The sequence below is a fragment of the Micromonospora sp. CA-248212 genome, assembly GCF_050948405.1.
Classification (GTDB): Bacteria; Actinomycetota; Actinomycetes; order Mycobacteriales; family Micromonosporaceae; genus Micromonospora.
In genome coordinates this window covers 1,333,382-1,357,963 of sequence record NZ_CP192023.1, presented here as the reverse complement: position 1 = coordinate 1,357,963, position 24,582 = coordinate 1,333,382, and the positions used below count along the sequence as shown (strand labels likewise).

At 72.7% G+C, this 24,582-nt stretch carries 23 protein-coding genes; 6 read left to right on the top strand and 17 right to left on the bottom strand.

The features are described 5' to 3' along the window. Positions 1-110: 110 nt before the first annotated feature. The 5 genes from gatB to ligA form a co-directional block, all read right to left on the bottom strand. A complete protein-coding gene (gene gatB / locus ACQP03_RS06425; protein WP_357127405.1) occupies positions 111-1,610 on the bottom strand; it encodes an Asp-tRNA(Asn)/Glu-tRNA(Gln) amidotransferase subunit GatB in 1,500 nt (499 codons plus the stop codon). Between the two features lie 13 nt (positions 1,611-1,623). After that, the gene (gatA, locus tag ACQP03_RS06420; protein WP_357394067.1) at positions 1,624-3,099 is read right to left on the bottom strand and encodes an Asp-tRNA(Asn)/Glu-tRNA(Gln) amidotransferase subunit GatA; all 1,476 of its coding nucleotides are present in this window, start codon (positions 3,097-3,099) and stop codon (positions 1,624-1,626) included. Positions 3,100-3,175: 76 nt separating this feature from the next. Continuing rightward, positions 3,176-3,481 (bottom strand): Asp-tRNA(Asn)/Glu-tRNA(Gln) amidotransferase subunit GatC, encoded by a 306-nt coding sequence (gene gatC / locus ACQP03_RS06415; RefSeq protein WP_355052147.1) that lies wholly within the window; start codon positions 3,479-3,481, stop codon positions 3,176-3,178. 123 nt (positions 3,482-3,604) lie between these two features. Next, on the bottom strand, positions 3,605-6,469 hold the full coding sequence (locus ACQP03_RS06410; RefSeq protein WP_433460535.1) for an EAL domain-containing protein: 2,865 nt from the start codon (positions 6,467-6,469) through the stop codon (positions 3,605-3,607). Positions 6,470-6,622: 153 nt separating this feature from the next. After that, complete coding sequence (gene ligA, locus ACQP03_RS06405) at positions 6,623-8,758, bottom strand: NAD-dependent DNA ligase LigA (protein ID WP_357127414.1); 2,136 nt, start codon at positions 8,756-8,758, stop codon at positions 6,623-6,625. A 758-nt stretch (positions 8,759-9,516) separates the two neighbouring features. Between ligA and ACQP03_RS06400 the strand changes: the two genes are divergently transcribed. Continuing rightward, positions 9,517-10,062, top strand: coding sequence for a type II toxin-antitoxin system PemK/MazF family toxin (locus ACQP03_RS06400; protein WP_357127417.1), 546 nt, complete (start codon positions 9,517-9,519; stop codon positions 10,060-10,062). Between the two features lie 156 nt (positions 10,063-10,218). Here the strand turns inward: ACQP03_RS06400 and ACQP03_RS06395 are convergent, their stop codons facing one another. The 7 genes from ACQP03_RS06395 to ACQP03_RS06365 form a co-directional block, all read right to left on the bottom strand. Next, positions 10,219-11,232, bottom strand: coding sequence for an ADP-ribosylglycohydrolase family protein (locus ACQP03_RS06395; protein WP_357127420.1), 1,014 nt, complete (start codon positions 11,230-11,232; stop codon positions 10,219-10,221). 31 nt (positions 11,233-11,263) lie between these two features. Continuing rightward, positions 11,264-11,632: a VOC family protein gene (locus ACQP03_RS06390; RefSeq protein ID WP_357127423.1), complete on the bottom strand. Its 369-nt coding sequence runs from the start codon at positions 11,630-11,632 to the stop codon at positions 11,264-11,266. A 37-nt stretch (positions 11,633-11,669) separates the two neighbouring features. Further along, positions 11,670-12,674 (bottom strand): methionine synthase, encoded by a 1,005-nt coding sequence (locus ACQP03_RS06385; protein ID WP_433460532.1) that lies wholly within the window; start codon positions 12,672-12,674, stop codon positions 11,670-11,672. A 143-nt stretch (positions 12,675-12,817) separates the two neighbouring features. Continuing rightward, on the bottom strand, positions 12,818-13,891 hold the full coding sequence (gene mnmA / locus ACQP03_RS06380) for a tRNA 2-thiouridine(34) synthase MnmA (RefSeq protein WP_433460530.1): 1,074 nt from the start codon (positions 13,889-13,891) through the stop codon (positions 12,818-12,820). A gap of 181 nt (positions 13,892-14,072) precedes the next feature. Continuing rightward, positions 14,073-15,248 (bottom strand): cysteine desulfurase family protein, encoded by a 1,176-nt coding sequence (locus ACQP03_RS06375; RefSeq protein ID WP_357173172.1) that lies wholly within the window; start codon positions 15,246-15,248, stop codon positions 14,073-14,075. Between the two features lie 107 nt (positions 15,249-15,355). Further along, complete coding sequence (locus tag ACQP03_RS06370; RefSeq protein WP_433460528.1) at positions 15,356-16,006, bottom strand: class F sortase; 651 nt, start codon at positions 16,004-16,006, stop codon at positions 15,356-15,358. Then, positions 16,003-16,833: a DUF4397 domain-containing protein gene (locus ACQP03_RS06365; protein ID WP_357127439.1), complete on the bottom strand. Its 831-nt coding sequence runs from the start codon at positions 16,831-16,833 to the stop codon at positions 16,003-16,005. The genes ACQP03_RS06370 and ACQP03_RS06365 overlap by 4 nt, the downstream gene beginning before the upstream one ends. Before the next feature lie 230 nt (positions 16,834-17,063). On the opposite strand from ACQP03_RS06365, the gene ACQP03_RS06360 reads away from it, so the two are divergent. Together ACQP03_RS06360 and ACQP03_RS06355 are read left to right on the top strand one after the other, a co-directional pair. Beyond that, a complete protein-coding gene (locus ACQP03_RS06360; protein ID WP_357127442.1) occupies positions 17,064-17,666 on the top strand; it encodes an RNA polymerase sigma factor in 603 nt (200 codons plus the stop codon). After that, positions 17,620-18,447 carry an anti-sigma factor gene (locus ACQP03_RS06355; protein WP_357128016.1) on the top strand — a complete coding sequence of 276 codons (828 nt, stop codon included), beginning with the start codon at positions 17,620-17,622 and terminating at the stop codon, positions 18,445-18,447. Before ACQP03_RS06360 ends, ACQP03_RS06355 begins: the two co-directional genes overlap by 47 nt. A gap of 96 nt (positions 18,448-18,543) precedes the next feature. Here the strand turns inward: ACQP03_RS06355 and ACQP03_RS06350 are convergent, their stop codons facing one another. From ACQP03_RS06350 to ACQP03_RS06335, 4 genes are all read right to left on the bottom strand, one after another. Continuing rightward, a complete protein-coding gene (locus ACQP03_RS06350) occupies positions 18,544-19,503 on the bottom strand; it encodes an electron transfer flavoprotein subunit alpha/FixB family protein (RefSeq protein ID WP_363661403.1) in 960 nt (319 codons plus the stop codon). Positions 19,504-19,517: 14 nt separating this feature from the next. Further along, a complete protein-coding gene (locus tag ACQP03_RS06345) occupies positions 19,518-20,297 on the bottom strand; it encodes an electron transfer flavoprotein subunit beta/FixA family protein (protein ID WP_357127448.1) in 780 nt (259 codons plus the stop codon). Between the two features lie 187 nt (positions 20,298-20,484). Beyond that, the gene (locus tag ACQP03_RS06340) at positions 20,485-20,892 is read right to left on the bottom strand and encodes a hypothetical protein (RefSeq protein ID WP_357127450.1); all 408 of its coding nucleotides are present in this window, start codon (positions 20,890-20,892) and stop codon (positions 20,485-20,487) included. A gap of 2 nt (positions 20,893-20,894) precedes the next feature. After that, entirely contained in the window at positions 20,895-21,692 is a 798-nt protein-coding gene (locus ACQP03_RS06335) for a GNAT family N-acetyltransferase (protein WP_363661404.1), read from the bottom strand. 42 nt (positions 21,693-21,734) lie between these two features. Between ACQP03_RS06335 and ACQP03_RS06330 the strand changes: the two genes are divergently transcribed. The 3 genes from ACQP03_RS06330 to ACQP03_RS06320 are packed head-to-tail and all read left to right on the top strand — an operon-like array spanning position 21,735 to position 22,873. Further along, positions 21,735-22,127: a YidH family protein gene (locus ACQP03_RS06330; protein WP_357127456.1), complete on the top strand. Its 393-nt coding sequence runs from the start codon at positions 21,735-21,737 to the stop codon at positions 22,125-22,127. Continuing rightward, positions 22,124-22,429, top strand: a complete 306-nt coding sequence (locus ACQP03_RS06325) for a DUF202 domain-containing protein (RefSeq protein WP_357394076.1) — start codon at positions 22,124-22,126, stop codon at positions 22,427-22,429. Before ACQP03_RS06330 ends, ACQP03_RS06325 begins: the two co-directional genes overlap by 4 nt. Before the next feature lie 27 nt (positions 22,430-22,456). Continuing rightward, positions 22,457-22,873 carry a PLD nuclease N-terminal domain-containing protein gene (locus ACQP03_RS06320; RefSeq protein WP_357394078.1) on the top strand — a complete coding sequence of 139 codons (417 nt, stop codon included), beginning with the start codon at positions 22,457-22,459 and terminating at the stop codon, positions 22,871-22,873. A 48-nt stretch (positions 22,874-22,921) separates the two neighbouring features. Here ACQP03_RS06320 and ACQP03_RS06315 read toward each other — a convergent pair whose 3' ends face one another. Continuing rightward, positions 22,922-24,544, bottom strand: a complete 1,623-nt coding sequence (locus tag ACQP03_RS06315) for an acetolactate synthase (protein ID WP_357127465.1) — start codon at positions 24,542-24,544, stop codon at positions 22,922-22,924. Positions 24,545-24,582 lie beyond the last annotated feature (38 nt).

The window sequence follows — 24,582 nt, the reverse complement described above, 5'->3', positions numbered from 1 at the left end:
TCCATTCGGGCGTCGCCGTTGACGCCGCAGCAGAAGGTGCAGAGGGGTGCAAGGAAGGGCCCCTTCCTAACGCCTGGTGCATAGGAGGGGGCCCTTCCTAACAACGGGTATCAGCTTTGGACGCCCAGGCGCTCCAGGATCAGCGTGCGGACGGCGGCGGCGTCGGCCTGACCACGGGTCGACTTCATCACCGCGCCGACGAGCGCGCCGGCCGCCGCGACCTTGCCGCTGCGGATCTTGTCGGCGATGCCCGGGTTGGCGGCGATGGCCTCGTCCACGGCGGCGGTGAGCGCGCCGGTGTCCGAGACGACCTCCAGGCCCCGGCTGGACATGATCTCGGTGGGCGAGCCCTCACCGTCGACCACGCCCTCCAGCACCGTGCGGGCCATCTTGTCGTTGAGCTTGCCGGCGTCGACCAGGCCCTGCAGCTCGGCGACCTGGGCCGGGGTGGCACCGATATCGGCCAGCTCCACACCGCTCTCGTTGGCGCGGCGGGACAACTCGCCCAACCACCACTTGCGGGCTGCCGCCGGGGTGGTGCCGGCGGCCACGGTGGCCTCGATCAGCTCGACCGCGCCCGCGTTGAGCACCGACTGCATGTCCAGGTCGGACAGGCCCCACTGCTCCTGGAGCCGACGCCGGTGCACCCGGGGCAGCTCCGGCAGGGCGGCCTTCAGCTCAGCCACCCAGGCCGGATCCGGGGCGACCGGCACCAGGTCCGGCTCGGGGAAGTAGCGGTAGTCGGTCGCCGTCTCCTTCGAGCGCCCCGGCGTGGTGTCGCCGGTGTCCTCGTGGAAGTGCCGGGTCTCCTGGGTGATCCGGCCGCCCGCGTCCAGCACCGACGCCTGCCGCAGCATCTCCGAGCGGACCGCCCGCTCCACCGACCGCAGCGAGTTGACGTTCTTGGTCTCGGTGCGCGTGCCCCACTCCTGCCCCGGCAGGTTGAGCGAGGTGTTCACGTCGCAGCGCAGCGAACCCTCCTCCATCCGCACGTCCGAGACACCGAGCGTACGGATCACGTCGCGCAGCTCGGCGACGTACGCTCGGGCCACGTCGGGGGCGAGCGCAGCGGTGCCCGTGATCGGCTTGGTGACGATCTCGACCAGCGGGATGCCGGCCCGGTTGTAGTCGACGAGCGACTCCGTCGCGCCGTGGATCCGCCCGGTGGCACCGCCGACGTGCAGCGTCTTGCCGGTGTCCTCCTCCAGGTGCACCCGCTCGATCTCGATCCGCACCGTCTCGCCGTTCACCTCGACGTCCAGGTAACCGTCGACGCAGATCGGCTCGTCGTACTGGCTGATCTGGAAGTTCTTCGGCATGTCCGGGTAGAAGTAGTTCTTCCGGGCGAACCGGCACCACTCGGCGATCGAGCAGTTCAACGCCAGGCCGATCCGGATGATCGCCTCGATGGCGGCCTTGTTGGCCACCGGCAGCGACCCGGGCAGGCCCAGGCACACCGGGCAGACCCGGGTGTTCGGCTCGCCGCCGAAGTCGGTCGGGCAGCCGCACCACATCTTGGTGTTCGTGCCCAACTCGACGTGGGTCTCCAGGCCGATCACCGGTTCGTAGCGCGCGACGACCTCGTCGTACGCGGGCAGCGTCGTCGTCATCTGGGCTCCTGCCTCACAGTGCCGGTGGGGTGAACGTGCCGACCGCGGACTCCAGCGCGGCCGCGACCCGGTACATCCGGTCGTCGGCCATCGTCGGGGCCATCACCTGCAGGCCCACGGGCAGCCCCTCGGAGAGGCCGCAGGGCACCGAGATGCCCGGCCCGCCGTACAGGTTGGTCGGGATGGTGAACAGGTCGGCCAGGTACATCTGGTACGGGTCGGCGGTGCGCGCACCGATCGGGAAGGCCGTGAACGGGGTGGTCGGCGAGATCAGCGCGTCGACCCGCTCGAACGCGGCGGTGAAGTCCCGCGTGATCAGCGTACGGACCTTCTGCGCCTGCCCGTAGTACGCATCGTAGTAGCCCGACGACAGCGCGTACGTGCCGATCATGATCCGGCGCTTGACCTCGGGGCCGAAGCCGGCCTCGCGGGTCAGCGACATGACCTCCTCCAGCGACCGGTTGCCGTCGTCGCCGACCCGCAGGCCGAACCGGACGCCGTCGAACCGGGCCAGGTTGGAGGAGCACTCGCTCGGGGCGATCAGGTAGTACGCCGGCAGCGCGTACGCGAACGTCGGGCAGGAGACCTCGACGACCTCGGCGCCCATCTTGGTCAGCGCGTCCACCGACTCGCGGAACGCCGTCATCACGCCCGGCTCGGTGCCTTCGCCGACGAACTCGCTGACGATGCCGAGTCGTACGCCGGTCAGGTCGCCGGTCGCGCCGAGCTTCGCCGCCGCCACCACGTCCGGTACGGGCTGCGGGATCGACGTCGAGTCGCGCGGGTCATGCCCGCCGATCACCTGGTGCAGCAGGGCGGCGTCGAGCACGTTACGGGCGCACGGGCCGGGGGTGTCCAGCGATGAGGAGAACGCCACCAGGCCGTACCGGGAGGTCCCGCCGTAGGTGGGCTTCGCCCCGACGGTGCCGGTAACCGCGCCGGGCTGGCGGATCGAGCCACCGGTGTCCGAGCCGATCGCCAGCGGCGCCTCGTACGCGGCCAGCGCGGCGGCGCTGCCACCACCCGAACCACCCGGGATGCGGCTCAGGTCCCACGGGTTGTGCGTCGGGCCGTACGCCGAGTACTCGGTGGAGGAGCCCATCGCGAACTCGTCCATGTTCGTCTTGCCCAGCATCACCGTGCCGGCGTCGCGCAGTCGCTGCACGATCGTCGCGTCGTACGGCGGGCGCCAGCCTTCGAGGATCTTCGAGCCGACGGTGGTCGGCACGCCACGGGTGGCGAGCACGTCCTTCACCGCGACCGGCACGCCCGCGAGCGGGCCCAACTCCTCACCGGCGGCCCGGCGCTCGTCCACGGCACGGGCGGCGGCGAGCGCGCCCTCGCTGTCCACGTGCAGGAACGCGTGCACCCGGTCGTCGACCGCGGCGATCCGGTCCAGGTGCGCCTGGGTCACCTCGACGGCGGAGGTCTCCCCGCCGGCAACCAGGGCGGCGATCTCCGTCGCGGTCATTCTGGTCAAATCGCTCATGCCGTCACTCCGCTTCGCTCCGTGACGTCACGAGACACCACGGCACTGCACCGATGATTCGCTCGCTGACGCTCGCTCATGACGCCACGTCCTCGCTCAGAATCCGGGGTACGCGGAACCGCTGCTCCTCGGCGTCGGGCGCACCGGACAGCACCTCCTCGGGGGTCAGGCACGGCGTGACGACGTCCTCGCGGAAGACGTTGGTCAGCGGCACCGAGTGTGAGGTCGGCGGGATGTCCGCGGCGGCGACCTCGCCGACCTGGGCGACCGCCTGGAGGATCACGTCGAGCTGGCCGGCGAACGTGTCCAGCTCCTCCTCGGTGACGGCGAGCCGCGACAGGCGCGCCAGGTGCGCGACCTCCTCGCGGGAGATGGCGGCCATCCGTGCCCCCTTCTGATGTCCTGCTGGTCGGGCGGTGTGCCGGCCGCGCGGCGGGTGCAGCGTGACGCGCGGTGACCGGAGCGAGTCTATTGTTCCGCGCCCCGCGCCGACTGCTCGGGTGGGTCAGCGCGTCAGCCGGCGGCCGGCATCCGTCTCCGGGCCGCCGCTGGGGCGCACCGGCCGGTAGCGGGCCAGCCAGGTGACCAGCTCCTCGGCGGGCATCGGACGGGCGTAGAACCACCCCTGGGCCGCGTCGCAGCCGGCTGCGTACAGCATCCGCCAGGTCCGCTCGTCCTCCACCCCCTCCGCGACCACCCGCAGGCCCAACGCCCCCGCCAGCTCGATCGTCGAGCGGACGATCGCCGCGTCGTCGGCGTCCTCGGCCATGCCCAGCACGAACGAGCGATCCACCTTCACCTCGGACAGCGGCAGCCGGCGCAGGTGCTGCAGGGACGAGTAGCCGGTGCCGAAGTCGTCGAGCGCGATGGCCACCCCGATCTGGTGCAACCGGGTGATCGTCGCCAGCACCCGACGCGGATCGGCCATCAGGGCGCCCTCGGTGATCTCCAGTTGCAGCCGCTCGGCCGGCACCCCGTAGCGGGCCAGCCGGTCGGCGATCTGGTCGGCGATCTCGCCGGTGTGCAGGTCCCGCACGCTGACGTTGAGCGCGGCGCGCAGCCCGATGCCGGCCGCCGACCACTTGGCGAGCTGCTCCACCACGTCGTCAACGACCCGCCGGGTGAGCAGCCGCATCACCGCGCTCTGCTCGGCGACCCGGATCAGCTCCTCCGGGTCGACCATGCCCCGGCGGGGATGCCGCCAGCGCAGCAGGGCCTCGACGCCGACCACCTCGCCCGTCGCGATGGCGATCTGCGGCTGGTAGTACATGGTGATCTCACCGGCGTCGTCGACCGGCCCACCGTCGCGCGCCCACCCGGTCGGCCCGATCGTCCGCCCGCCCGTGGCGGACCCGCCGTCGCGCCCCGGACGGCGGTCGCCCACCGCGGACAGCGCGCCACCGTTCGGCGAGCGCCGCCCGTGACCGCCGGAACGCCGGTCCCGGCTCGGACCGGGCCGGGTACCGGGAATCGTCGCGCGACTGTTGCGGCCCCGGATCGGATCGGCCCCGGTGGTGATCCGATTGATCAACTCATCGGCGTGCGCCACCTCGTCGCCGGCACGCCGACGGCGACCCCACCACCGCCCGCCGGTCACCGACGGCGCGGCGATCACCGGCGCGGTCCCGGCCGGCAGCGCGGCGCCGTCACCGCCGCGCACCTCGGCCTCCACCGCGAGGGGTACGTCTGCCGTCCGCTCCGACCCACCCCGCTCGGCGTGCCGGGCAGGCGCGGCCTCGCCCGCTGATACGGCCCGCGCGGCGTCCACGGCATGCCCCGCCTCGTCGGCGTGATCTGCCCTGTCGGCGTGACCTGCCTCGACCGCGCGATCCGCCCTGTCGGCGTGACCTGCCTCGCCCGCGTGGCTCGCCTCGACCGCGTGATCTACCTCGGCCGCGTGGCCCGCCTCGACCGCGTCGCCCGCCTCGACCGCGTCGCCCGCCTCGACCGCGTCGCCCGCCTCGACCGCGTCGCCCGCCTCGACCGCGTCGCCCGCCTCGACCGCGTCGCCCGCCTCGACCGCGTCGCCCGCCTCGACCGTGGGATCTGCCTCGACGGCGGGTGAGCCGGATTCGAGCACCCGTCGGAGGTCGGCGAGGAGCCCGAGACGCTCGGCCGAGTTGTGGTCGGACTCCGGGGCGTACACGGCGACCGTGTCGTTGCGGTGCTTGGCGTCGTACATCGCCACGTCGGCGTGGCGCATCAGGGTGGCGAAGTCCTCACCGTGCTCGGGGAAGAGGGCGATCCCGATGGAGCCGCCGACGTCCAGCGGCAACCCGTCCAACGGCACCGGCTCGGCCAACGCCCCAACCACCCGGTCGGCCAGCTCACGCGCCTGACCGACGTCGGACAGCCCGGTCATCACGATGGCGAACTCGTCCCCACCCAGCCGGGCGATCATCTGCGGTCGGGGCTCCACGTCCGCGAGTCGGGCACTGACCTCGACCAGCAGCCGGTCCCCCACCGCGTGCCCGAGCGCGTCGTTGACGTTCTTGAAGCGGTCCAGGTCGATGAGCAGCAGCGCCAGATGTCCGCCGGGCTCGCCCCGGGCGGTCCGCTCGGCGTGCAGGTGGACCTGCTCCGCCACCTCGGCCAGCAGCGCCTTTCGGTTCGGCAGACCGGTCAGCGGGTCGGCGGCGGCGAGGTGCTGCTGTTCGACGGTCAACCGGGCCATCCGGTACACGGCGAACAGCGGCACCAGCACCAGCGGGATCAGCGCCGCACTGAGCCGGGCGGCGGCGACGAGGACCGGCGCGAGCAGCAGCAGCGAGCCGGTGGAGAGCAGTTCGAAGCCGACGCCCTGGCGGACGGTGGGCCACCAGCGGCCGCCGAAGCGCAGTCGTACGGCCCAGCTCACCAGCGCGTAGTTCACCGAGAACCAGGCGAGCGTCGCGCCGCCGACGGCGACCACGTCGGTCCAGTGCAGGCGTCCCCCGGAGAAGATGGTGCCCGGTCCGAGCTGGACGACCCCGTACGCGGCGGCGAGCGCGCAGGCGTACTGGCCGACGTTGAACGCCGTCCGCCAGGCGGCGTTGCCCATCCGCCAGCCGGAGACGATCACCCCGAGGGCCTGCACCGCCACCGCCGGGCCTGGCCCCCAACCGAGCAGGATCGCGAAGGTGAAACAGGTGGACGGGAAGACCGCCGAGGTCTGCCGTCGCCCGGGCGGGACGAACGGACGCGCGTCGCAGATCACCGCGAGCGCGGCCATCGTCCAGAACGCCACCGGCAGCCGGGACAGCTCCCCGGGAAGCGTCGTGAGTGGACCAGCGACGGTCAGCGCCGCCACCACCAGGATGCCGACGACGAAGGTGGCGAACGGCGCCACCCGCCCAGGTGGGAGGGAGTTGCGCGGGTCGGCGACCTCCATCACACCTCCCGAGGAACTGTCGACGTGTCGGTGAGAACGTCGTCACCCAATGAAACGCCCTCAGCCCCGAGTTTCCCGGTATGACAGTCACGAATCGGTAGTAGTCGTAATTAAGTTGGTATACGCGGCGGCCACCTCGGGAACGTGGCGGCGTCAGCCCTCGACGCGGGCGACCTCCCGCGCGGCGTCCGGACCCGCGTCCAGCAGCAGCCGGAACCCTTCCTCGTCCAGCACCGGCACCTTGAGGCTGGCGGCCTTGTCGGCCTTGGAACCCGGGTTGTCCCCCACGACGACGAAGCTCGTCTTCTTGGAGACCGACCCGCTGACCTTGCCGCCCCGGGTCTGCACGGCCTCGGCGGCCTGGTCCCGGGAGAAGCCGGCGAGGGTGCCGGTCACCACGACGGTCAACCCCTCCAGCGGACGCGGGCCCTCGTCGACCGCCTCCTCGGCCATCCGTACGCCCGCGTCGGCCCACTTGCGGACCACCTCGCGGTGCCAGTCCACGGCGAACCACTCCCGGATGCTGGCCGCGATGGTCGGCCCGACGCCGTCGACCGAGGACAGCTCCTCCTCGCTGGCCGCGTCGATGGCCTCCATGGATCGGAAGTGCCGGGCCAGCGCCTGGGCGGCGGTGGGGCCGACGTGCCGGATGGAGAGCGCCACCAGCACCCGCCACAGGTCACGTTCCCGGGCGACGGCCAGGTTGTCGAGCAGCTTGACGGCGTTGCTGCCGAGGCTGCCGTCCTTGTTGACGAAGAACGGCGACCGGGACAGTTGGTCGGCGTCGAGCTGGAAGAGGTCACCCTCGTCGGCGATGATCTCCGCGTCGAGCAGCGCTGCCGCACCCTTGTAGCCGAGTACCTCGATGTCGAACGCGCCACGGCCGGCGAGGTGGAACACCCGCTCGCGGAGTTGGGCCGGGCAGCTGCGGGTGTTGGGGCAGCGGATGTCGACGTCGCCCTCCTTGGAGGGCGCGAGCGGGGTGCCGCAGGACGGACAGGTGGTCGGCATGACGAACGGGCGGGCGTCGGCGGGCCGCAGGTCGACCACCGGACCGAGCACCTCGGGGATCACGTCGCCGGCCTTGCGCAGCACCACCGTGTCGCCGATCAGCACGCCCTTGCGCTCGACCTCGCGGGCGTTGTGCAGGGTGGCGAGCGCGACCGTGGAACCGGCCACCCGCACCGGCTCGAGCACGGCGAACGGGGTGACCCGGCCGGTCCGCCCCACGTTGACGTCGATGTCGAGGAGCTTGGTGGTGACCTCCTCCGGCGGATACTTGAAGGCGATCGCCCAGCGTGGGGCTCGACTGGTCGAGCCCAGACGGCCCTGGATGGAGACCGGGTCGACCTTGACCACCACACCGTCGATCTCGTGCTCGACGTCGTGCCGGTGCTCGGCGTAGTAGGCGATGTATTCCGCGACGCCGGACAGGTCCGGTACGACCCGCCACCGGTCACTGGTCGGCAGCCCCCACGCCTTCAGCGCCGCGTACGACTCGGACTGCGCGGCGGGCTGGAACCCCCGACGCGCGCCGATGCCGTGCACCACGAGACGCAGCGGCCGGGAGGCGGTGACCCTCGGATCCTTCTGCCGCAGGCTGCCGGCAGCGGCGTTGCGCGGGTTGGCGAACGGCGCGCGCCCCTGCTCGACCAGGCCCGCGTTGAGGTCGGCGAACGCGGCGACCGGGAAGTAGATCTCGCCCCGGACCTCCAGCAGCTCGGGGATCGTCGGGAACTCGGCGGACGGCGTGAGCTGGACGGGCACGTCCCGGATGCTGCGCACGTTGGCGGTGACGTCCTCGCCGGTACGGCCGTCGCCCCGGGTGGCGGCCCGGACCAGCCGACCGGCCTCGTAGGTCAGGTTGATCGCCAGACCGTCGACCTTCAACTCGCAGAGGTAGGGCACCGGCCCGCCGGCGTCCCGTTCGACCCGCTCGGCCCAGGCCGCCAGCTCCTCGTCGGCGAAGGCGTTGTCGAGCGAGAGCATCCGCTCGGCGTGCGTGACCGGGGTGAAGTCGGTGGAGAAGGTGCCACCCACCCGTTGGGTCGGCGAATCCGGCGTGCGCAGCGCGGGAAACTCCTGCTCCAACGCCTCCAGCTCGCGCAGCTGCTTGTCGAACTCGGCGTCGGTGATGATCGGCGAATCCAGCACGTAGTAGCGGTACTGATGCTCGGTCAGCTCGCCACTCAGCGTGGCGTGCCGCTCCCGCGCCTGCGGCGTCGGCTCCGCGCCGGCCGCCGCCTCCTGAGCCGGGCTGACCCGCTGACCGATCTGCTCCTCGGACACCCCGCCACCTTCGGACACGCCTGTGACCTCCCTGATCACGCTACTAAGGCACGGTATCGGTCCGGGCTGACAATCCGCCGCCCACCCGCGCCGACGGTGATACCCCGCGCGCCCGGCCCCAGGCCCCGCGGCACGTAGCCACCGAACCCGCAGTCTTGATCAACTCCAGATCGCCGATGCCGGGGTGTCCCGATGCCCCGGATGCCCCCACATCGGCGATCTGGAGTGGATCAAGGCCCCGCAACTGCGCGGACCCGGCGGGACCGTCCGCGCGACCCAGGCGGAGGTGCCGCCAGCGGGGATAAACGCCGGCCTCGCGGCGACACCGGCCACTCCGGCGGCGGTGCCCCCGAAAGGCAGAGGCGGGCCCGCTGCCAACCTCCCGGCGATCTTGCAGTTTCGGTCGTCGATAGGGGTGGGATGCCCCGGATGTCGCAGCAGAAAGTGCAAGATCGACGCAGGTGCGGGGTCGGCCGGGCGCGGGCGCGGGATCGGCCGGCACGCGGCTGGGCCGGCACGGGCGCGGGGTCGGCCGGGCGCGGGATCGGCCGGCACGGGTGCGGCTGGGCCGGCACGGGCGCGGGATCGGCCGGCACGGGCGCGGGCTCGGGCGGCACGGGCGCGGGATCGACCGCCCCGGCGGGTGGGGACGCTGGCTGGCGGCACGAGCGGCGGTGTCGTCGACGGGCGGCGGGGGCGGTGACGTGCGAGGATCGCCGGACGATGCGGCCGGCGTGCCGCCTGACACGGAGGTGGCGATGAACGAGACGCTGCTCTGGGCGGTGGCGATCCTGCTCGCGGTGGCCGCCGGTTGGGCGTGGAACAGTTGGCGGCACCGGGCGGCCACGCGCCGACCGACCAACCGAACCGGTCCGGGTGCCACGACCCGCGCGGGTGGGCGTCGTCCCGCGCCCCCGAGGCCACGCGGCACCGATCGGCCGGGCGGGACGCCCCGTTCCCGTGACACCGATCGGGCTACCGATGCTCCGGCGGCGGGCGAGATCTGGTGGGCCGACGTCCCGTACGCCGACGGCAGCGGCTCGAAGATTCGCCCCTGCCTGGTGCTACGCACCGACTCGCGGGGCGCCGACGTCCTGAAGATCACCAGTCAGGACAAGAGCGACCGCGACGACCACGTCCGGATTCCCACCCGGGACTGGGATCCCGGCGCCGAGCACGACAGCTACCTCAGCCTGACCGAGCCGGTCCGGATCAGCTCGGCCGACTTCGCCGACCGCGCCGGCCGCTGCGACGCCGACCTGTGGCGCAAGGTCCGCGGCCTGCGCCACCTACCCACCGGCTGAGGCCGGCCGAGCCGAAGGCACCCCGACCGCAGGCCATGATCCACTCGACTTTCAGGAAAGCGTCCTGTCTACCTGTCGGTAGCACCCCGACTTCCAGGAAATCGAGTCGATCATGGGCAGCCGGGCCGGACCGGCAGCGCCATGCGGACCGCGCGGTCAGTCCCAGCTCTCGCCGAGGGCGGCGAGCTGATCGGCGTACTCGATGCGCTCGGCCCATTCGGACGGCCAGGCGGCCAGGCCGCTGGCCGCGCCCACGAAGGCGCCGGCCAGGGCGGCGATCGAGTCGGAGTCGCCGGCGGTGGTCGCGCCCCGGGCCAGCGCCGCGACCGGATCGTCGGCATGGCGTACGGCGCAGAACAGCGCGGTGGCCAGCGCCTCCTCGGCCACCCAACCCTGCCCGGTGGCCCGGCACGGATCGCCGCCGTCGTCCGGCGCATCCAGGGCGGTCGTCAGCCGGCGCAGCGCCGTCAGGCACTCGTCCCAACCGTGGGAGATGAACCTCTCCGGCGTGTCGACCCCCGGGTGTCGCCAGAGGTCGCCCAGCCAGTCCTGCCGGTAGACCTGGCGTTGGGATCGCGCCCGCTCGGTGAGGATCGCGGGCAGCTCGGGCAGCGTGACGCCACCGCGCAGGGCGACGACCGCGTACGCGGTGAGTTCGCTGGCGGCCAGACCGGTCGCGTGGCCGTGGGTCAGCCCGGCCTGCAACTGGGCCAGACCGGCCATCGTGTCGAGGTCGACGTCCAACAGCCCCACGGGCGTGACGCGCATGTTCGCGCCGCAGCCCTTCGAACCGGCGACCGTCGCCTGCTGCCAGCGCAGCCCCCGATCCAGGTCGGCGCAGGCCCGTAGGCAGGTCATCCCGGGGGCGCGGTCATTATCCGGGCTGACCGACCAGGCCACGAAGCGGCGTCGCAGCAACGGCTCCACCGCGTCCGGGGTGAACGTCGGGGCCTCGTGCAGCGCCCAGCCCACCGCCAGCGCCATCTGCGTGTCGTCCGTGACCAGCGCCGGGTCGCCGGTCAGCTCACGTGGGCCGGTCGGACCATAGCGGCGTTGGATGTCGGCGACGGTCAGGAACTCGGTGGGTTTGCCCAGCGCGTCGCCGTAGGCGAGACCGAAGAGCGAACCGGAGGCGCGCAGCACGGCGGTGGAGGTCACGGCGGCCATCATGCCCGGCCGCCGCGACCGCCGTCGGGCGCGGTCAGTCCCAGCAGAGGCAGAACGGATGGCCGACCGGATCCGCGTAGACCCGGAAACCCTCGCCGTCGCCGGGCAGCCGCCGCGCACCGAGCGCGAGCGCCGCCTTCTCCGCGCTCTCGATGTCGTCCACGGTCACGTCCAGGTGGAACTGCTGCGGGCGCTCCGGATCCGGCCAGGACGGCGTACGCAGGTTGAGCGCTCGCTGGAAGGCCAGTCGCGGCTGGTGGCCGGGCGGGCCACCGAGCACCACCCAGTCGTCGTCCTCGGAGGCGCCCTCGGCGAAGGGGATGCCGAGCAGCTCGGAGTAGAACGCGGCCAGCGCCTGCGGATCGGGGCAGTCGATCACCACTGAACGTAGCTGTCCAATCATGGCGGTCATCCTGCCCAGCGGGTACGACAGAAAAACCTCACTCCTCAGTGAACCGGCGGCCGGCGTCCCGGCAGGCCGCGAGTACCTCCCGGGCGTACTGCGGGGTGGCGCCGGCCAGGCCACACGCCGGGGTGACGACCACCTGCTGGGCGAGCTGCCGGCGGGGAAAGCCGAGGCGGTCCCAGATGTGGCGTACCCGGTCGGCGATCTGCCCGGAGGTCGGCGCGCCACCGGCCGACGGCGGCCGGGTCGGCGCGGCGCCGGCCAACAGCCCGAGGCCGGCGTCGATCGCCTCGCCCAGCGGATCCAGGTCGGTGACGAGACCGAGGTCGAGGGCGACCGCGACGGCCCCGGTGGAGCGGATCAGCTCCAACGGCACGTCCGGGGCGCAGCAGTGCACCACCGTGGGTACGCCCACGGCGTCGACGACCGTGCGCAGCAGAGCAGCCGCGTCGGCCGACTCCACCGCCCGGTACGCGCCGAGCCCGCTCTCGGTCGGCACCCGTCCGGCCAGCACGGTCGGCAGCGACGGCTCGTCCAGTTGCAGCAGCACCGACGCCTGGGGCAGCCGTCGCGCGACCGCCGCCACGTGCTCGCGCAGCCCTTCGGCGAGCGAGCCGGTGAGGTCGCGCACGGCACCGGGGTCGCGCAGCAGCCGGCCACCGATCGGCAGCTCCAGCGCGGCGGCCAGGGTGAACGGGCCGCCGGCCTGCACCTTGATCGGGCCGGCGTACCCCTCGGCCTGCTCGGCGAGCTGGTCCAGGTCACGCTCCATCAGGTCCCGGGCCCGGCGCAGGTCACGGCCGGCGCGGGGGGCGACCCGCCAACGCCCGGTGTACAGCTCGACGGGCAGCTCGACCAGCAGCCCGGCGCTGCGCCCGATGAGGTCGGCTCCGGGGCCTCGGGCCGGCAGCTCGGGCAGGTGCGGCAGGTCGGGAAGCTCGCCGAGAACCACCCGCTGGGCCTCGGCGATGTCGGTGCCGGGCAGCGAACCGATGCCGGTCGCCGCGCCCGCCGGCCAGGGCCACGCCTGATCTGTCACGGCCGAAGGCTATCCCGGCGCCCCTGCCGGCCGTGCGACGACCGCCCGACCTGCACGCCGCGCCAACGACCAGCAGACGTGCACGCCGATCGGCTGGGTGCCGTGCCGATCCCGACGTCGGTCGCCGGCCAGCAGCCGCCCGCTCAGCCGGAGATCGTGGCCGAGCCGAGGACGATGTCGCCGGCCGGGTCCGGTCGGTAGGCCACCAGGGCCTGGCCGGCGGCGACGCCGCGGACCGGTCGGCGCAGCTCGGCGTGCAGCGCGTCGCCGTCGAGGTCGACGGTCGCCGGCACCACGTCCCCGTGCGCGCGGAGCTGCACCTCGCACTCGACCGGCGCGTCCGGGCGCGGACCGCCGGTCCAGACCGGGCGGACGGCCCGGACCTCGGACACCTCCAGCGCCTCGGCCGGACCGACCGTCACGGTGTTGGTCGTGGGCGTGATGGAGAGCACGTAACGCGGGCGGCCGTCGGGGGCGGGCCGGTCCAGGTGCAGGCCGCGACGCTGGCCCACCGTGTACGCGTACGCCCCGGTGTGGCTGCCGACGACCGCGCCGGTGCTCGCGTCGACGACGTCGCCGGGCGTCTCGCCGAGCCGGCCGGCGAGGAAGCCACGGGTGTCACCGTCGGCGATGAAGCAGATGTCGTGGGAGTCCGGCTTGTCGGCCACCGCCAGGCCGCGCTCGGCGGCCTCCGCGCGGACCTGCGCCTTGGTCGAGTCGCCGAGCGGGAACATCGAGCGGTCCAGCTGCTCGCGGGTGAGGACCGCCAGCACGTACGACTGGTCCTTGGCGATGTCGACGCTGCGGCGCAACAGCCCGTCCGGGCCGAGCCGGGCGTGGTGACCGGTGACCACCGCGTCGAAGCCCAGCGCGATCGCCCGGTCCAGCACCGCCGCGAACTTGATCTTCTCATTGCACCGCAGGCACGGATTGGGCGTACGACCTGCGGCGTACTCGGCGACGAAGTCGTCCACCACGTCCTCGTGGAACCGGTCCGCCATGTCCCACACGTAGAACGGAATGCCGATGACGTCGGCAGCCCGGCGGGCGTCCCGGGAGTCCTCCAGCGTGCAGCAGCCGCGCGCCCCGGTCCGGTATGTCTGCGGGTTACGGGCCAACGCCAGGTGCACGCCGGTCACGTCGTGCCCGGCCGCCACCGCCCGCGCCGCCGCCACGGCCGAGTCAACCCCGCCCGACATCGCCGCCAGAACTCTCACCAGCGAACCCCCTTCCCCACCAACCCTAACCACCACCCCGCCAAACCCCCACCCCGCCTTACCGGGTCGATCATGGAGTTGTGGTGGTTGACAAAGGCCTCTGAACCCCACACTCCGGGCACCACAACTTCATGATCGACCGCACCGGAGGCGCGGGCGAGGGCGTTTCGGGGCGGGGGGGTTAGCGGGGGGTTCGGGGGGCGGCGGCTCTCCGGGCTCGCTCCACGGCTGCGGGGAGGGCCGACACCAGGGCGTCGATCTCGGCCTGGGTGCTGGTGTGGCCGAGGGTGAAGCGCAGCGACGATCGGGCGCGGTCGTCGTCGGCGCCCATCGCCAGCAGCACGTGCGACGGCTGGGCGACCCCGGCCGAGCAGGCCGAGCCCGTCGAGCAGGCGATGCCCTGGGCGTCGAGCAGGAGCAGCAGGGCGTCGCCCTCGCAACCCGGGAAGGAGAAGTGCGCGTTGCCGGGGAGCCGGTCGGTCGGGTCGCCGTTGTAGATCACCTCGGGCACCGCCCGGCGGACCCGCTCGATCAGGTCGTCGCGCAGGGCGGCCACCCGGGCCGCGTACTCCTGCTGGCCCTTGACCGCCGTCTCGACGGCGACCGCGAAGGCGACGATGCCGGCGGTGTCCAGCGTGCCGGAACGGACGTCGCGCTCCTGACCGCCGCCGTGCAGCAGCGGTACGGCGGCCACGTCCCGGCCGAGCAGCAGGGCGCCCACCCCGATCGGGCCGCCCAGCTTGTGACCGGTGACGGTCAGCGCGGCGGCCCCGCTGGCGGCGAAGTCGACCGGCACCTGGCCGACGGCCTGGATGGCGTCGGTGTGGAACGGCACACCGTACTCGGCGGCGACGGCGGCCAGCTCGGCCACCGGCTGCACGGTACCGACCTCGTTGTTGGCCCACATCGCGGTGACCAGGGCCACCCGGTCGGCGTGCGCGCTGAGCTCGGCGCGCAGGTTCTCCGGGTCGAGCCGGCCGGTGGGGTCCACCGGCAGCGAGCCGACCTCGGCGTTCTCGTGCTCGGCCAGCCAGTCGACCGAGTCGAGCACGGCATGGTGTTCGACGGCGCTGGAGACCACCCGCCGACGGTCGGCGACGGCGTCCCGGCGGGCCCAGAAGAGGCCCTTGACCGCCAGGTTGTCGCTCTCCGTGCCACCGCCCGTGAAGATCACTTCGGACGGTCGGGCGCCCAGCACAGCGGCCACCCGTTCGCGCGACTCCTCGACCCGGCGACGGGCACGACGACCCGCCGCGTGCAGGGAGGACGCGTTGCCGACCTCGCGGGCGGTGGCGACGTACGCCTCCAGTGCCTCGTCGAGCATGGGGGTGGTAGCCGCGTGATCCAGGTAAGCCATCACCCTTCAGCGTACGGCCGACCGGCCAGTGACCTGAGGGCGGAGTGGCCTGCGCGCGACGCGCCGGGGTGGGACGGCCACCCCGGCACGAAGCGGACGCGGCCCGCTCAGGCGGGCACCGCCGTGACGACGATGTTGTCGCGGTACCTGCGGGCCTTGGCGTCGAACGGCCCACCGCAGGTGATCAGGGTCAGCCGCGGCTTGCCGTCCCGGGCGAAGTAGCGGTCCAACGGGATCTTGGTCTTGGCGTACTCCTCCCGGGCGACGACCCGGTACCGCCGCGCCGTGCCGTCACTGCCGGTCGCGGTCAGCGTGTCGCCCCGGTCCAGCTCGCGCAGCCGGTAGAACGCGCCCTTGCCCTGTCTGGCGCTGTCCACGTGCCCGGCGATGACCACCGATCCGGCGTCGGCCTCCAGGCCGGGGCCGTAGCGGTACCAGCCGATCTCGTCGACGCTCGGCGGCACCTCGAACTCGTTGGTGCGCTCGTTGATGCCGACCGCGTTGACCGTGGCGGTGACACCGATTCCCGGGATGACCAGCCGGACCGGCGGGACGGCCTGAACGCCGGCGGGCAGGTCACCGCCGGTCACCGGCACCGACGGGACGGCCGTGGTCGGGGTGGCGCTGGCCAGCGCGGTCGCCTCCTCGGCACCGACGATTCCGGCCGGCTGCGAGTTGCACGCCACCAGGGTGGCGACGGTGAGCGCGGCAGCGCCGGCGGCCAGAGCCGCCAGCGCGCCGCGGTTGCGCACCGTCACTTGCGGCCGGTCCGCGCGGTCGCCATCCGCGCCCCACCACCGACCAGCAGGAGTACGCCGGCACCGGTGAGCACGTACCACCAGGTGCCCACGCCGGTACCCGCCTGACCACCGTCACCGCTCGGCACGCCGCCCGGCGCGGAGTGCAGGCCGGTGATCGTCTGGGCCACCACGTCGAGGTTCTTGCCCTCGGCGGAGCCGATGGCGTAGACGATCGTGGCGGTGCCCTCCTTGAGGTTCAGGTCCGCCGGGCCGATGGCCACGGTGTCGGTGCCCGCCAGCACCACGTCCGCCTTCACCGCGCCGGCGTCGACGTCGCCCTTGGCCTCGTTCGGGTTGGTCAGGCCCTTGAAGACCGGGGTGCCGCCGGCCCGTACGTCGACCGCCGGGGCGGCCGCCGTGTGCCGGACGATCAGACGGGCCTTGCCGGCGTCGACCTTGGAGACGTCGTTCACGAACGGCGTGATCTTCGGCTTGCCGGCGGCGTCGAGGTGTGCGGCGATGCTGATGTTCGCCCCGCCCGGCACCTTGGCGTCGTCGACCTTGAGGATCGCGCTGCCGACCGGCTCACCGGGCTTGGTGAGGGCGATGTCGTACTCCCCCTCGGCCAGGTTCAGCGGACCGGCGACGTCACCGGGCTTGAAGTTGTCAAGCGTCTTCTTGCCGTTGACGTAGACGTCGACCGGGGTGTCCGGGATGCCGTGGACGACGGAGACCTTCGACGTGGCGGCGTACGCGGGCGTGGCGGTGAACGCGCCGACACCGGCGAAGGCGAGCGCGGCGACCGCGCCGCCCGCGGCGACCCGACGGAAGTACGAGAGCTGCATGTCTGCCTCCTGGTGATTGGTGCTGATTCGTCAGGCCTGGCTTGCAGAACGGGTTACGCCGGCTCCGCGACGGGCGGATGCGCTCTCGACGCGTTTCTTTTTCTCGGTTCCGGCCGCATCCAGATCACCGTCAGCGGCCGAAGAGCAGGTGAGATGACTTTGACCGGGAGAGTGGGGCGAGGGCTGTGGCAGCTACAGTCGGGCATGCCCCATCGAAGGCGGGCCGCCCCGTGACGGCGCTGCCACCGCAACCGGACCCACCGGCGGACGACCTCGCGGCCCGGTTCCGGGCCGGGGACGAGGCGGCGCTGCGTACGGCGTACGAGCGTTACGGCCGCGCCGTCCTGCACCTGGCGACCACCATGCTGGCCAACCGGGCCGACGCCGAGGACGTGACCCAGGCGACGTTCGTGGGCGCGTGGCTGGGCCGGGAGACCTTCGACCCGGCCAAGGGCTCGTTGGTCGGCTGGCTGCTCGGCATCGGGCGGCGCAAGGTGATCGACCGCATGCGCGCCTCGGCGCGGGAAACCCGGGTGGTGGAGACGGTCCGGCAACTGCCCGAGCCGGCGCAGACCGGGCCGGACCCGGACCGGGTGGTGGATCGGCTGGTGATCGCCGACGAGCTGGCACGACTCCCGGACGACCAGCGGCGCATGCTGGAGTTGGCCTTCTACGACGACCTGACACACCAGCAGATCGCCGCGGTGACCGGGGTGCCGCTGGGCACCGTGAAGAGTCACATCCGGCGCGGCATGGCGAGCTTGAAACGCAGATGGGAGGTGGATGGTGCAGCACCTGGAGCACGAGCGGCTGGTCTTTCTGGCGCTCGGTGAGAGCGACGCGGACGACGGGGAGCGCACCCACCTCGACACCTGCGCGCACTGCCGGACGGAGCTGACGACCCTGCGGCAGGTGGCCGGGCTCGGCGCCGAGACGCAGGGCCTCGGCGACCTGCCCGACCCGCCGGAGCACATCTGGCAGGGCATCGAAGCCGAGATCCGGGCGGCCGAGGGCACCGCGGTCCACGCGCCCGTAGCCGTGCTGACCGGAGCCGGCCGGCAGCAGGTGCCCGCGCAGGCGCACGGGACGGCGGCCGAGGACGCCGACGGCGGCACCACCTCCGCGACGGTCACCCGGCTGGACCCGACGCGCCGGCCCCACCGGGGTCGCGGCTGGTCCCGCTGGGCGGCCACGGCGGTGACCGCCGTCGCGGCGGCGGCGATCGGTGTGCTGGGCACGGTCTCGGTGCTGAAGCCGACCGAACCGGAGCCGGCGAAAACGCCGACGGTGCTGGCCAGCGCGCCACTGGCGGCGTTCGGCTCGACGCCGAAGTCGGCCCAGGGCGACGCGCGCGTCCTGCAGGGCGGCCAACTACATCTGCATGTGGCGAATCTCCCGCGCGTGCCGGGGTACTACGAGGTCTGGCTCATCAACCCGACGACCATGGAGATGTTCTCGATCGGCACCCTCGGTGGCGACGCGGACGCTCTGCTGCCCCTGCCCCCGAACGTCGACCTCAAGAGCTATTCGGTGGTCGACGTGTCCGCCGAGCAGTACGACAACAACACCCGCCACTCGGGCGACAGCCTGTTGAGGGGCACCCTGACGGGCTGATCGGCGGGCCGGCTCAGCTCCCCGGCCCGCCGATCAGCTCCCCACCGAAAAAGTGGCCGCCCGTCACGACGGGCGGCCACTTTCTGCGTCACACGCTCACTTGCGCTTGCGGATCTCCTCGGCGGCCTGCGGAACGATCTTGAACAGGTCGCCCACCACGCCGAAGTCGGCCAGCTCGAAGATCGGCGCCTCGCCGTCCTTGTTGACGGCGACGATCGTCTTCGAGGTCTGCATGCCGGCCCGGTGCTGGATGGCACCGGAGATGCCCAGCGCCACATAGAGCTGCGGAGAGACGGTCTTGCCGGTCTGACCCACCTGGAACTGGTGCGGGTAGAAGCCGGAGTCGACAGCCGCGCGGGACGCGCCAACGGCGCCACCGAGCAGGTCGGCCAGCTCCTCGACCAGCTTGAAGTTGTCGGCGTTGCCGACGCCACGACCGCCGGAGACGACAATGCCGGCCTCGGTCAGCTCGGGCCGCGAGCCCTTCTGCTCGGCGACCCGCTCGACGACCCGGGCCAGCTTGTCGGTGTCGGTGACCGACACCGTGAGCTGCTCGATCGTCGGGGTGGCCGCCGCCGGGGCGGGGGTGACCGAGTTGGGCCGCACGGTGACCAGCGGCAGGCCCTTGGTGACCTTGGACTTGACGATGGTGGAGCCGGCGAAGGCGACCTGGGTGGCGGTGCCGTCGGCGTCCAGGCCGACCACGTCGGTCAGGATGCCGTTGTCGAGCTTGACGGCGAGGCGGGCGGCGATCTCCTTGCCCTCCTGGGCCGACGCCAGCAGCACGGCGGCCGGCTGTACCCGCTGGACCAGCTCGGCCAGCACGCTCGCCTTGGGGGCGACCAGGTAGCCGTCGATGTCGTCACCCTCGGCGGCGTAGATCTTCTGGGCGCCGTACTCGCCCAGTTTGCCGCTGAGCGCCTCGGCGGCGCCGGCGCCGCCGAGCACCACCGCGCTCGGGGTGCCCAGCTCACGGGCGAGGGTGAGCATCTCGAGGGTGACCTTCTTGACGCCGAATTCCTTGGTGGCTTCGACGACGACGAGAACCTCAGACATGTCAGATCCCCCTCTCACACGAACTTCTCGGTGGCGAGGAACTCGACCAGCTTGACGCCGCCCTCGCCCTCATCAGTGATCTTGGCACCGCCGGAACGCGGCGGGCGCTTGGTGTGCTCGACGACGGCGCTGGTCGCGCCGTCGAAGCCCACCTCGGTCGGCGCGACGCCCAGGTCGGCCAGGGAGTACGTCTGCACCGGCTTCTTCTTCGCGGCCATGATGCCCTTGAAGGAGGGGTAGCGCGGCTCGTTGATGGTGTCCCAGACGGAGACCACGGCCGGGGTGGCGGCCGTGACGACCTCGTACCCCTCCTCGGTCTGCCGCTCGACGGTCAGCGTCGCGCCGTCGACGGTGAGCTTGCGCGCGCCGGTGAGCGCCGCGACGCCGAGCCGCTCGGCGATCATGTGCGGCATGACCTGCACCCGGCCGTCGGTGGACTCCGCGCCGCAGATCACCAGGTCGGCGTTGAGCTGCCCGAGGGCGGCGGCGAGCACCTTGGACGTCGCCACCGCGCAGGAACCGTGCAGGGCGTCGTCCACGACGTGCACGGCCTTGTCGGGACCCATGGAGAGCGCCTTGCGGATCGACTCGGTCGCCCGGTCCGGACCCATGGTCAGGATGGTGACCTCGCCGCCGTGCGCCTCCTTGATCTTCAGCGCCTCCTCGATGGCGTACTCGTCCATCTCGTTGATCACGTTGTTCGCCGAACCGCGGTCGACGGTGTTGTCGTCACTGCGCAGGTTGCGGTCCGCGCCCGAATCAGGCACCTGCTTGACGAGTACGACGATATTCATCGCGCTTCGACGACCCTCCTGTGTGGTGTTGCGATTGGCTCGCCCGGTCTGGGCCGCAGCCTCGCGTGTCGGTCGACGCCCGGTCAACCGCGGGCTGCTGTGCAGTTGCCCACGCAGCAATGTTACCTGCCAGTAGGTTACCGCTGCCGGGCACGCAGAGTGACACAGGTCACCGGCGTGGCGCAGGTCAGACGGGTTCGGCCAGCGCGCCCCGGATCCGGTCGATGACCGCGGCCTCGGCGGGGGCCACCCCGTCGTGTGCGTGGGCCACCCGGTCCGCGGCGTTCAACACCACCGACCGGTACGCCTCGACGTCGGCCGGCGACTTCTCCCGCAGGATCCGTACCGCCCGGCCGAGCGCCGGCAGCACCACCGCCTCGATCTCCAACTGGGAGTCCCGGGGCAGGCGGGGCAGCGGGCCGGTGGTCAGCGCGTCCTTGACCACGCCGCTCGCGTCGGCCAGCGCGCCCGAGGCGGCCACACTCTCCCGGATCACGCCCAGCATCCCCGGGTCGGCGTTCGAGACCAGGAAGACCGCGCCGAACGCGCCCGTCTTGAGGGTCAGGCGCTCCTCGTCCGTCAACCGCTGCTCCATGATCACGGAGTGTAGACGTACGGCGTGGTGGTGGTGACGGCTACGAGTCCGAGTCGCTGGAGGATCGGCCGGCTGTCCTCGGAACAGTCGACCTGCACGAGCGTCCGACCCCGCTGCTCGGCCAGCCGCGCCCGATAGTTGACCAACGCCCGGTAGATGCCCTTGCGCCGCCACTGCGGCAGGGTCGAGCCGCCCCAGAGGGTGGCGAAGCCGGTGTTCGCCAGGTACCGCACCCAGCCGGCGCTCACCACCGTCCCGTCCGCCTCGGCCACCACCACCGTGATCGAGGTCGGGTCGGCGTCGATCTCCTTGGCCAGACCCGTCACCAGGTGCGAGCGGTCCTCGCGCCAGACCTCCTCCTCCATGGCGGCGATCCGCTCCAGGTCCTCCCGGGCGGTCACCTCACGCAGGCGTACCCCCTCGGGAACCACCGGCAGCGCGGCGGCGAGCGGCGCGACCGGCCCGACCACGACGGTCTCCCGGTCCTCCGGCACGAACCCGGCGGCGCGCAGCCGGTCCGCCAGGTCGGCCGGCTCGTCGTGCTCGTTGAGCTTCCACTCGACCGACATGCCGCGCTCACGGAAGAACCGCACCTGCCGGGCGATCAGCTCGTCCAACGCGTCGCCGGTCAGCCCGCCCAGGTCGCGGTACGTGAGGAAGCCGCCGGCGTCGAGCCCGATGATCCGCACGAGCGGACCATCCCGCTCGACGGTCACGCCGGCCGGAACCGGGTCGGGGATCTCCGGGCGGATCTGGTTGTCGTAGGCGGCGCGCAGCGTGTTCACATCAAGATCGGTCACCTGACCAGGCTAAGCGGCGAGGGAAGCGGATAATCTCCCAGCGTGTGGGAAGCGATCAGGCGATGGTTCGACCCGGCGGAGGCGCGCACCGTCGGTGAGAGACCGGACTACCGGTTCTCCCTCGCCAACGAGCGGACCTTCCTCGCCTGGCTGCGCACCGGTCTCGCGCTGGTCGGCGGCGGGCTGGCCGCCGCGCAGTTCCTGCCGCCGCTGCCAATGAGTCACCTGCGGGAGGTCATCGCGGTCGCGCTGCTGCTGCTCGGTGGCGCCGTCGCCATCCGCGCCGTGGACCACTGGGCGCGTACCGAACGGGCCATCCGGCTCGGTCAGGAGCTGCCCGCCTCCCGCTTCCCCGCCATCCTCGCCCTCGCCGTGGGCGCGGGGGCGATCCTGCTGGTCCTCGCGGTCCTGGTCCGGGCGATCGGGGAACGGTGAGCGCGGTACGCGACCCGGGGTTGCAACCGGAGCGGACCCGGCTGGCCTGGCGGCGCACCCTGCTGACGCTGACCGTGGTGACCGCGCTGGCGGTCCGGCTGGCGTCGAACGGCGGCCCGTTCGGCGCGCTCGTCGTCGGCGCGGCCGTGCTCGTCTGGGGCGGCCTGCTCGTGCTCTGCTGGCCGCGGGCCACCGGCGTCGGCCCGGCCCGTACCGGCGGCCGGACGCTGCCGCTGGTCGCGCTGGGCACGGTCGGGCTCGCGCTGCTCGGCGTGCTGCTGACAGTTCGCGGACTACGCTGACGGGACGCCGTGCGCCATGATGGGTGCATGGCCCGGCTGTACGTTCTCCTCTTCCTGGCGCAGGTCGTCCTCGCCGTCTGCGCGCTGATCAGTTGCCTGTCCGCCGAGGAGGGTCAGATCCGTGCCCTGCCCCGGATCGCCTGGGTGCTGATCATCCTGTTCTTCCCCCTGGTCGGGTCGATCGCCTGGTTCGTCGCCGGGCGGGAGCCCGGCACCGCGAGCCGCACGGTGTGGCCGGGTGGCCCGAGCGCAGCCGAGCGGCAGCCACGCCGCCCGCTCGCTCCCGACGACGATCCGGAGTTCCTCCGCTCGGTGCAGGACCGCGCCAAGCAGCAGGACCAGGAACTCTTCCGCCGCTGGGAGGAGGACCTGCGGCGGCGTGAGGACGACCTGCGCCGCCGCGACGGTGAGCCGCCCCGCGAGGGCGACCGGCCGGAGGTGTGACAGCGCCGCCGTCGCCCCGCGCGGGACGACGGCGGCTGCCGGCTCGACTCAGGCCAGGTTCGACGAGCGGGGGTACGCGTCGGTCGGGTCGGTGAGCACGTTGACCAGGTACGGCACCCCGGAGTCGAAGGCCCGTTGCAGTGCCGGCGCAAGGTCGGCGGCCTTCGCGACCGTCTCCCCCGCACCGCCCAGCGCGCTGACCACCGTGTCGTAGCGCAGCTCCGGCTGGAGGTCGGCGGCGACGTCGTACCCGTACATGGCCCGCATCGGGTGCTTCTCCAACCCCCAGATGCCGTTGTTGCCGACGACGATCACCACCGGCAGCTTCTGGCGGACCAGCGACTCGACGTCCATCAGCGAGAAGCCGGCCGCGCCGTCGCCCATCAGCACGCAGATCTGCCGGTCCGGGTGGCTGACCCGGGCCCCCATCGCGTAGCCCATGCCGGTGCCCAGGCAGCCGTACGGGCCCGGGTCCAGCCAGGTGCCGGGCTGCGACGGCTCCAGGTAGCGCCCGGCGTACGAGACGAAGTCACCGCCGTCACCGATGGTGATGGCGTCGGGGGCGAGCGCCCGGCGCAGCTCGCCGTAGATCCGGGCCGGCCGGATCGGGTCGGTCTCGGCGGCCATCTCGGCGGCGTCCCGGGCCTTCGCCGCGTCCTCGGCGACCCGCAGGTCGGCGATCCAGTCGGCGTGGTCGGCCCGGTCACCGGCGTGGTCGGCCAACGCCGAGAGGATCAGCCGCAGGTCACCGGCGGGGGCCACGGCCGGCTGCACGTGCGTGGCGCGCTGGCTGGGAGCGTCGACGATGTGCACCACCTTGGCGTCACCGAAGTCGCCGAAGCTGAGCCGGAAGTCCAGCGGCGTGCCGACCACCACGACGACGTCGGCGCCGGAGAGCGCGGCGCGGCGGGCCTTGGCGAAGGCGAGCGGGTGCTCCGGCGGCAGCGAGCCACGGCCCATGCCGTTGGTGAACACCGGCACCTGCAACGCCTCGGCAGCCTCGCGCAGCGCGGCCACGGCGTTACCGGCGTACACGTCCGAGCCGGCGATGATGACCGGCCGCTGCGCGCCGGCGATCAGGGTGGCGGCCCGGCTCACCTCGTCCGGGTCGGGTTCGACCGCGTCGACGCCGGCCGGCGTGGGCAGGTCCGCGTCGGCGACCGAGAAGACCGTCTCCAGCGGGAAGTCGAGGAAGACCGGGCCACGGTGCGGGGTGAGCGCGGCGGTGAGGGCGGCCCCGACCGCGCGCGGGATGTCGTCGGTGCTGAACACCGTCTCGGCGTGCTTGGTGACCGGGGCGACCAGCGGCAGGTGGTCCATCTCCTGGAGACTGCCCGAGCCCCACCGGAAGGCAGGCGCGCGACCACCGAGCACCAGCACCGGGGAGGCGTTGAAGAACGCGCTGGTCATGCCGGAGATGCCGTTGGTGACACCGGGGCCGGCGGTGAGCACGGCGAGGCCGGGTCGGCGCTGGAGCTTCGCCACCGCCTCGGCCGCGAAGACCGCCGACTGCTCGTGCCGGACGTCGTAGATCGGGAAGTCGGTCTTGTGCGCGGCGTCGTAGAGCGGAAAGACGTGCCCGCCGGAGAGCGTGAACATCTCCCGTACGCCGTGCGCGCGCAGTGCCGCGAGCGCCAACTCGCCGCCGTGACCCTCGATCCGCTCCGTCATCGCCGCTCCTTTGGTCGCAGATGGCCGACGTCACACGT

Coding starts and splice junctions, on each gene's coding strand:
- gatB (WP_357127405.1), bottom strand. CDS start 1,610: ATGACGACGACGCTGCCCGCGTACGACGAGGTCGTCGCGCGCTACGAA.
- gatA (WP_357394067.1), bottom strand. CDS start 3,099: ATGAGCGATTTGACCAGAATGACCGCGACGGAGATCGCCGCCCTGGTT.
- gatC (WP_355052147.1), bottom strand. CDS start 3,481: ATGGCCGCCATCTCCCGCGAGGAGGTCGCGCACCTGGCGCGCCTGTCG.
- ACQP03_RS06410 (WP_433460535.1), bottom strand. CDS start 6,469: ATGGAGGTCGCCGACCCGCGCAACTCCCTCCCACCTGGGCGGGTGGCG.
- ACQP03_RS06400 (WP_357127417.1), top strand. CDS start 9,517: ATGAACGAGACGCTGCTCTGGGCGGTGGCGATCCTGCTCGCGGTGGCC.
- ACQP03_RS06395 (WP_357127420.1), bottom strand. CDS start 11,232: ATGATGGCCGCCGTGACCTCCACCGCCGTGCTGCGCGCCTCCGGTTCG.
- ACQP03_RS06390 (WP_357127423.1), bottom strand. CDS start 11,632: ATGATTGGACAGCTACGTTCAGTGGTGATCGACTGCCCCGATCCGCAG.
- ACQP03_RS06375 (WP_357173172.1), bottom strand. CDS start 15,248: ATGGCTTACCTGGATCACGCGGCTACCACCCCCATGCTCGACGAGGCA.
- ACQP03_RS06365 (WP_357127439.1), bottom strand. CDS start 16,833: ATGCAGCTCTCGTACTTCCGTCGGGTCGCCGCGGGCGGCGCGGTCGCC.
- ACQP03_RS06350 (WP_363661403.1), bottom strand. CDS start 19,503: ATGTCTGAGGTTCTCGTCGTCGTCGAAGCCACCAAGGAATTCGGCGTC.
- ACQP03_RS06345 (WP_357127448.1), bottom strand. CDS start 20,297: ATGAATATCGTCGTACTCGTCAAGCAGGTGCCTGATTCGGGCGCGGAC.
- ACQP03_RS06340 (WP_357127450.1), bottom strand. CDS start 20,892: ATGGAGCAGCGGTTGACGGACGAGGAGCGCCTGACCCTCAAGACGGGC.
- ACQP03_RS06320 (WP_357394078.1), top strand. CDS start 22,457: ATGGCCCGGCTGTACGTTCTCCTCTTCCTGGCGCAGGTCGTCCTCGCC.
- ACQP03_RS06315 (WP_357127465.1), bottom strand. CDS start 24,544: ATGACGGAGCGGATCGAGGGTCACGGCGGCGAGTTGGCGCTCGCGGCA.